This is a genomic window from Bacteroidales bacterium (assembly GCA_041671145.1).
Lineage (GTDB): Bacteria > Bacteroidota > Bacteroidia > Bacteroidales > JAHJDW01 > JAQUPB01.
This window is the reverse complement of sequence record JBAZBZ010000038.1, coordinates 26467-33216: the sequence shown is the minus strand read 5'-3', so window position 1 is coordinate 33216 and position 6750 is coordinate 26467. Positions and strand designations below refer to the sequence as shown.

The 6750-nt window shown below is 35.6% G+C and carries 7 protein-coding genes; all 7 read left to right on the top strand.

What is annotated here, in order from left to right:
- Positions 1 to 97: 97 nt before the first annotated feature.
- The 7 genes from WC223_11280 (at position 98) to WC223_11250 (ending at position 6744) form a co-directional block, all read left to right on the top strand.
- The gene (locus tag WC223_11280; protein ID MFA6924820.1) at positions 98 to 991 is read left to right on the top strand and encodes an OmpA family protein; all 894 of its coding nucleotides are present in this window, start codon (positions 98 to 100) and stop codon (positions 989 to 991) included.
- 260 nt (positions 992 to 1251) lie between these two features.
- Positions 1252 to 2910, top strand: a complete 1659-nt coding sequence (locus WC223_11275; GenBank protein MFA6924819.1) for an ice-binding family protein — start codon at positions 1252 to 1254, stop codon at positions 2908 to 2910.
- Positions 2911 to 3095: 185 nt separating this feature from the next.
- A complete protein-coding gene (locus WC223_11270; protein ID MFA6924818.1) occupies positions 3096 to 3281 on the top strand; it encodes a CsbD family protein in 186 nt (61 codons plus the stop codon).
- A 128-nt stretch (positions 3282 to 3409) separates the two neighbouring features.
- Complete coding sequence (locus WC223_11265) at positions 3410 to 4252, top strand: ABC transporter permease (protein MFA6924817.1); 843 nt, start codon at positions 3410 to 3412, stop codon at positions 4250 to 4252.
- On the top strand, positions 4249 to 5031 hold the full coding sequence (locus WC223_11260) for an ATP-binding cassette domain-containing protein (GenBank protein MFA6924816.1): 783 nt from the start codon (positions 4249 to 4251) through the stop codon (positions 5029 to 5031). The genes WC223_11265 and WC223_11260 overlap by 4 nt, the downstream gene beginning before the upstream one ends.
- A 30-nt stretch (positions 5032 to 5061) precedes the next feature.
- Complete coding sequence (locus tag WC223_11255) at positions 5062 to 5784, top strand: MlaD family protein (protein MFA6924815.1); 723 nt, start codon at positions 5062 to 5064, stop codon at positions 5782 to 5784.
- 66 nt (positions 5785 to 5850) lie between these two features.
- On the top strand, positions 5851 to 6744 hold the full coding sequence (locus WC223_11250; GenBank protein MFA6924814.1) for a YihY/virulence factor BrkB family protein: 894 nt from the start codon (positions 5851 to 5853) through the stop codon (positions 6742 to 6744).
- The last annotated feature ends 6 nt before the right edge of the window (positions 6745 to 6750 follow it).

Genomic DNA, 6750 nt, shown 5'->3' with positions numbered 1-6750 from the left:
AATGTTGACAACTTTTAAAAAACTCTCAAAGGTTTTTTAATAAGTTATCAATGTTTCGGAATTTAGTGCTAATTTTGTAAAATATATTTAACGAAAAATGGTCAACCTATTTCAGTATAAGACATTTCCTTTAAATACCCAGTACGATGATTTTGCTGTAATAGTAAATGACAATATGAGTAAAGGATATTTTTCTTCCAACAGAAATACCGGTTCGGGAGGTGATGACATTTATTCTTTTGATTTATTAAAAGAAATAGATATTAGTAAAAAAATAAAAGGTATTGCAAAAAATAAAGAAGGAATCGCTATCCCAAAAACATATATAACATTACTTGATGATAAAGGCAACGTAATTGATACGCTGAGCACCAAAGATGACGGGGCTTATACCTTTTCAGTCGGTACAGATAAAAATTTCAGAGTAACCGGCAAAAAAGAAAAATATACTGAAGGATATGCTTTTGCCAACACTTTTGGTAAGGAATTAATTGTAAAAGCAGATGTTATACTTCTTGCAAATGAAGAAATTGTTGTTCAAAAAATTGATGAACAAAAATTAAAGATTGCTGCTGATTTGGGAATAATATTAAAATTAAATTCTATTTATTTTAATTTAGATAAATACAATATCCGCCCGGATGCTGAAATTGAATTGGATAAAATTGTTAAGATAATGAATGAATATCCCAACATGACTGTTGAATTAAGTTCATATACCGATTGCAGGGAAACTAAAGAATATAATCAGATATTATCCGATAACAGGGAAACAGCAACGGCTAAGTATATAAAGGATAGAATTACAAACCCGAAACGAATTTCCGGTAAAGGATATGGTGAAACAAAGTTGGTAAATGGATGTGCCTGTGAAGATGATGTTATTTCTGACTGTTCAGATGCAGAGCACCAAAAAAACAGACGTACTGAATTTATTATTGTAAGTAAAACGATTGTCAATAATTTACCATTACCGTCCATAAAAGAGTAATCTTGTTTTAGAAAACAGGTTTTATAAAGTGATAGGCAACAATTAAATAATACAATCAGGCAAACTTATTTCCTGTGATAAATAATTCAAAAAGTAAAAACCCACCCCCAGAGTATTATAGGGTGGGCTTTTTGTTTTTTAGCTTAATGTGTGAATAATGTAACTTATTTTTAAAATTATGTAACGCTTTCCGGAATTAAAGGACTCATCTTTGTACCGTGAATCCGAATAATTCGGGACACAACTTAAAACAAAAAATAATGAAAAAACAACTACTCTGCGTATTAACAGCAGTTATTCTGCTTTTAGTACCAGCTTTAAGTTTTGCACAAGCTCCTTCTTTGGGAACTGCAGCTAACTTCGTTCTTTTTTCTTCTGCCGGGCCTGTGACAAGTACAAATTCAGTTGACCTTCCTAAGCTTACGGGAAATGTAGGCACAAATGGATCAACCGTTACCAGTGGTTTCGGAAACATTGACGGTCAGATACACGACAATGATGGAGTAACTATAGGCGGAAGCGGACAAGCTGCAACAGATTTGCTTGCTGCAAGAGACGAGATTATTACTTTAGGTAATGGAACCGTTATTTCTCATGTGGTTGGGCTTGGAAATGGAGAGATCCTTACTAAAGGAGTGTACACAATTAGCGCAGCTGCAACATTGGGCGGAGTCCTTACTTTAAATTCTACAGCGACTACTGATGTATTTATATTTATAATTGATGGAAGTTTATCTGTAGATGGTACTGCTGATGTCACCTTTACTGGTGGAACAACAGCATGTAATGTATTCTGGCAGACGAATGGTGTGGTTAGTATCGTTGCCGGAGCTAAAATGAAGGGAACTATTATTGCAAAAAGCGGGGCAATTAACATGACTGGTGTCACACTTGAAGGAAGAGCACTTGCTGTTACAGGAACCGTTTCTCTTGACGGATCAACAGCACGTATACCTATCGGTTGCGCAAGTCCTAATCTTTCACCTACTCTTACAGGACCCACTTACCCTACACTTGCCTCCACAGAATGTTATGTTTTATTTACCACAACAGGGGCAATGACAAACTCCAATGCAGCAGGACTTTTTACAGGTGATATCGGATCGAATTCCGTTGCCCCTGTCGGTTTTATTCCTGCGAATGTGACAGGTACTATTCATTCTCCGGGTGCTTCTACTTTGGCAACCGCAAACGAATTGGGCACACTCTATACGTATCTCAACACATTAACTACCGATATTACGTTGTTGTACCCTCAACAACTTGGAAACGATCTGGTTCTTACACCACATACTTACAACATGACCGCTGCTGCTTTACTTACAGGTAATCTTTATCTTAATGCACAAGGGAATGCCGATGCAGTATTTGTTATCAAGGTTTCCGGTGCTCTTACGACAGCCGCGGGTGCTGCAATTATTTTGCAGAACCAGGCACAGTCAAAAAATGTGTTTTGGAAAGTTACCGGCGCAGTGGGTGCCGCAGCAGGTTCTAGCTTCAGAGGAACAATTGTTAATACCGGTGATATCGGCTTATCAACAACTGTTGCACTTGATGGGAGAGGACTTACAACTGCAGGTGCCGTATCGACTGCCGGAAGTCCTGCTATCATGTCTACTATGCCTACTGGTTGCAGCTCAACAGGTATTGCTTCTTACAACAACGGAAATACTGAAACAGTTACTATAGCCCCAAATCCTTTTAGTACATCCACAACCATCATGATAAATGATGCATCGCAAATTAATAATTGCATATTTAAGATGTACAATGTTTTGGGAGAAGAAGTAATGAATGCAAACATCACAAAACAAATTACAACTCTTGAAACAAGTAATCTTCCTTCAGGAATTTATTTCTACAAAATAATAGGCAACAACAAAACAATACAATCAGGTAAGCTGGTTTCTCAACAATAAATTTTTCAAAAGTAAAAAGTCCCCTACTCTGATATTTATCGGGGTGGGGTTTTTTTGTTTTTAGTAACCTTTAAATTTAAAGTGTGAATGATGTAACTCTTTTTCGGAATTGTGTAACGCTTTATGAAGTTAAAGGGCTCACCTTTGTAACGTGGAAATTAATTCACAAACAAAAAATAAAAAAAATGAACACAACAGAAGTAAAAGGAAACTGGAATGAGCAGAAAGGCAAACTAAAACAGAAATTTGCAATCTTAACGGACAATGACCTGATGCTTGTAGATGGCAAGAAAGAGGAGATGTTGGGAAAACTTCAAATCAAACTTGGCAAAACAAAAGAAGAATTATACAAGATTATTGCAGCACTTTAATCACAAATTAAATTTAAAAAGTCATTGTTTAAGATATTATCTGAATGGTGATTTTTAAAATTTAATTTATGTAGTGTTACGAATCAAATATGTTTTTCCAAAAATAAAATTAAGTATGACGTTTTATCATGAAAAAACTTACTCCTCTTACTAAAGTAAATGATTTTGCAATGGGGCAATTCATGAGGCTCAGCGAAAGAACTCTTGGGAAAACCGAAAAAGTAAACAATTTTTTAGCGGAGATAGCCAACATTTTCTTATTCATATCGCGTACGATTAAAGAAACTTTTTCCCGTGATTTTGAATTCAAAGAATTTTTGCGCCAGTGTTTTCAAATCGGATATAAATCTTTACCTCTTATTTCAGTAACCGGAACCATTATGGGCTTGGTGCTTACTATTCAAACGCGCCCGGTACTTATTGATTTCGGAGCAGTAACAATGCTTCCGGGAATGGTAGCGGTATCTCTTATCAGGGAAATGGGTCCGGTTATAACAGCATTGATATGCGCAGGAAAAATCGGTTCGGGCATGGGAGCAGAATTAGGTTCAATGAAAGTGACTGAACAAATTGATGCCATGGAAGTATCCTCCACCAATCCCATGAGATTTTTAGTTGTTACAAGAGTTTTAGCAGCAACGCTTATGATACCTTTATTGATTTTATATGCAGATGCTCTTGGCATATTAGGAAGCTGGGCGGGTGCAAATATTAAAGGTGAGGTAACGTTTGTTTTATTTTTCTCACAGGCATTCAGCCATGTTGAGTTCATCGATTTTTTACCGGCTGTTGTTAAGTCGTTCTTTTTCGGTGCCGTAATTGGCTTGGTTGGATGTTATAAAGGATATACGGCAGGGCGCGGAACAGAAAGTGTGGGTATTGCAGCAAATTCTGCTGTTGTGTTAGCCTCGCTCCTTGTTATAATTGTAGATATGATTGCAGTACAAATCACAGATATGATGATATTATGAACACAACCCAAACAAATACTATAAATAATACTTTATCTAAAACGATAAGCAATGAACCCGTTATTGAAATAAATAATCTCAAGAAATCATTTGGGAAACAAGAGGTATTAAAAAATATTTCTTTAAATCTTTTTAATGGCGAAAACCTGGTTGTGCTTGGAAAGTCAGGTAGTGGTAAATCTGTTTTAATAAAATGTATTGTTGGTTTATTAAATTCTGATAGCGGAATAATAAATGTGTTTGAAAAAGATGTTACTGCATTAAACAGAAAAGAACTGGGTGAATTCAGAAAGAAAATTGGTTTTCTTTTTCAGAGTGGTGCATTATATGATTCCATGACTGTAAAACAAAATCTGGAATTTCCGTTGCGAAGAATAAAAAAGAATCTTACCGAAAAAGAAATTGAAGAAAAAGTAAATGAGGTTTTGGAAAATGTAGGCTTGGCTGATGCATTGGATAAAATGCCTTCACAACTCTCCGGCGGCATGCGAAAACGAATAAGTTTGGCACGCACCATTGTTGTGGACCCTATGATAATGCTTTATGATGAACCAACAACAGGACTTGACCCTGTTACTTCCAATGAAATAAGTATACTCATAAATGATGTTCAAAAAAAATATAAAACTTCTTCCATCATCATCACGCATGATATTGAATGTGCACGCACTAATGCAGACCGAATTATCATGTTGCATGACGGCGAAGTTTATCAGGAAGGAAATATTGAAAAATTTGAAAATTCAAACGACACATTAATCAAATCATTTTTTAAATAAAGAATTTCACAACAACTGAAAACTAAAAATATGGATACGCACACACCAAAATTCAAAGTACGGCTAGGACTGTTTATTGCAGGAGGATTGGTACTTTTCGTAATTGCAATTTTCTTAATAGGAAAGCAGAAAAATTTATTTAACCCTGTTTTTAAACTTACTACAACTTTTTATAATGTAAGCGGATTACAGGTTGGAAATAATATTCGTTTCTCGGGAATCAATGTAGGTACTGTTGACAACATCCGCATTATAAACGATTCTACTGTAATGGTAGATATGCTGATTAAAAAAAATGTCAGGCAGTTTATTAAATCGGACTGTGAAGTGGCAATAGGTTCGGAAGGACTTATTGGCGACCGGCTTTTAATTATTACGCAGGGAAGCTATGATGCTCCATTAGCAAAAGCCGGACAACAAATTGCATCAAAAGAGCCGGTTGAAACAGATGCCATTATGGCAAGTTTGCTGGTAACAGCAGGTAATGCCGAAATTATTTCGCAACAACTTGCAGAGATTATGGTTAAAATAAACAAAGGAAACGGAATGCTTGGCCAATTAATTCAGGACTCAGCCTTTGCGGAAAATCTTAATCAGACCATGGTGAACCTTAAAAGAAGCAGCAAAGGGCTAAATGAAAACATGAATGCAGCCAAGGAAAATTTCCTTTTCAAAGGTTATTTTAAAAGGAAAGAAAAAGCAGCTGAAAAAAAGAAGGATGATGCTGAAGAAGAAAAGCAGAAAAACCAATAGCTGAAAGCCAAAAACTAAAAAAACTTCTTTATGCTTTATGACTTTAGTTTTAAACTGAATAGTAAGATGCAAATAAAAAACACCGTAAAAAAAACAGGTTATCTCCTCAAAGAAACCTTCAAGGAATTCATAGACGACAATTCTCTTAAATTAAGTGCAGCGTTGTCCTATTACACTATTTTTTCTTTACCCCCATTGCTTATCATCATCATATCCCTGAGTGGAATATTTTTCGGCGCTGATGCTGTAAAAGGTGAAATTTTCGGGCAGATTAACGGACTAGTGGGTAATGATGCCGCATTGCAAATACAGGAAACAATAAAAAACGTAGAGCTTTCAAACAGTAATATATTTGCTACTATAGCAGGTGTTATCATTTTATTAATCGGGGCATCAGGCGTGTTTGGCGAAATTCAGGGCTCCATAAATTATATATGGGGTATTAAAGCAAAACCCAAACGAGGTTTAATAAAATTTATGTACAACCGTCTTATGTCATTTTCCATGATTGGTTCTGTAGGGTTTTTATTATTGGTTGGTTTAATCGTAAATTCTTTAATTGAAATTCTCAACAAACGTTTGGCAATAAACTTTCCGCAGGATGCTATTTATTTATTTTACTTTGTCAATGTACTCATCGTTTTCGTTATCATAACGCTTTTATTTATCATAATATTTAAAACACTGCCGGATGGGAAAATAGCTTTCCGCGATTGCATCATCGGAGCATCCTTTACAGCCTTTCTTTTTATGATTGGCAAATTCGCCATCGGTTTTTATCTTGGAAGTTATAACATTGCATCAGTTTATGGTGCTGCCGGCTCCATCATTTTAATTCTTGTCTGGGTTTATTATTCAGCCATCATACTCTATTTCGGCGCCGAATTCACCAAAGTATATGCACACACTCACGGGCAAAAAATAATTCCAAACGCATATTCAGTTCAAATAAAAAAATAAAATTAT

Coding starts and splice junctions, on each gene's coding strand:
- WC223_11280 (MFA6924820.1), top strand. CDS start 98: ATGGTCAACCTATTTCAGTATAAGACATTTCCTTTAAATACCCAGTAC.
- WC223_11275 (MFA6924819.1), top strand. CDS start 1,252: ATGAAAAAACAACTACTCTGCGTATTAACAGCAGTTATTCTGCTTTTA.
- WC223_11270 (MFA6924818.1), top strand. CDS start 3,096: ATGAACACAACAGAAGTAAAAGGAAACTGGAATGAGCAGAAAGGCAAA.
- WC223_11265 (MFA6924817.1), top strand. CDS start 3,410: ATGAAAAAACTTACTCCTCTTACTAAAGTAAATGATTTTGCAATGGGG.
- WC223_11260 (MFA6924816.1), top strand. CDS start 4,249: ATGAACACAACCCAAACAAATACTATAAATAATACTTTATCTAAAACG.
- WC223_11255 (MFA6924815.1), top strand. CDS start 5,062: ATGGATACGCACACACCAAAATTCAAAGTACGGCTAGGACTGTTTATT.
- WC223_11250 (MFA6924814.1), top strand. CDS start 5,851: ATGCAAATAAAAAACACCGTAAAAAAAACAGGTTATCTCCTCAAAGAA.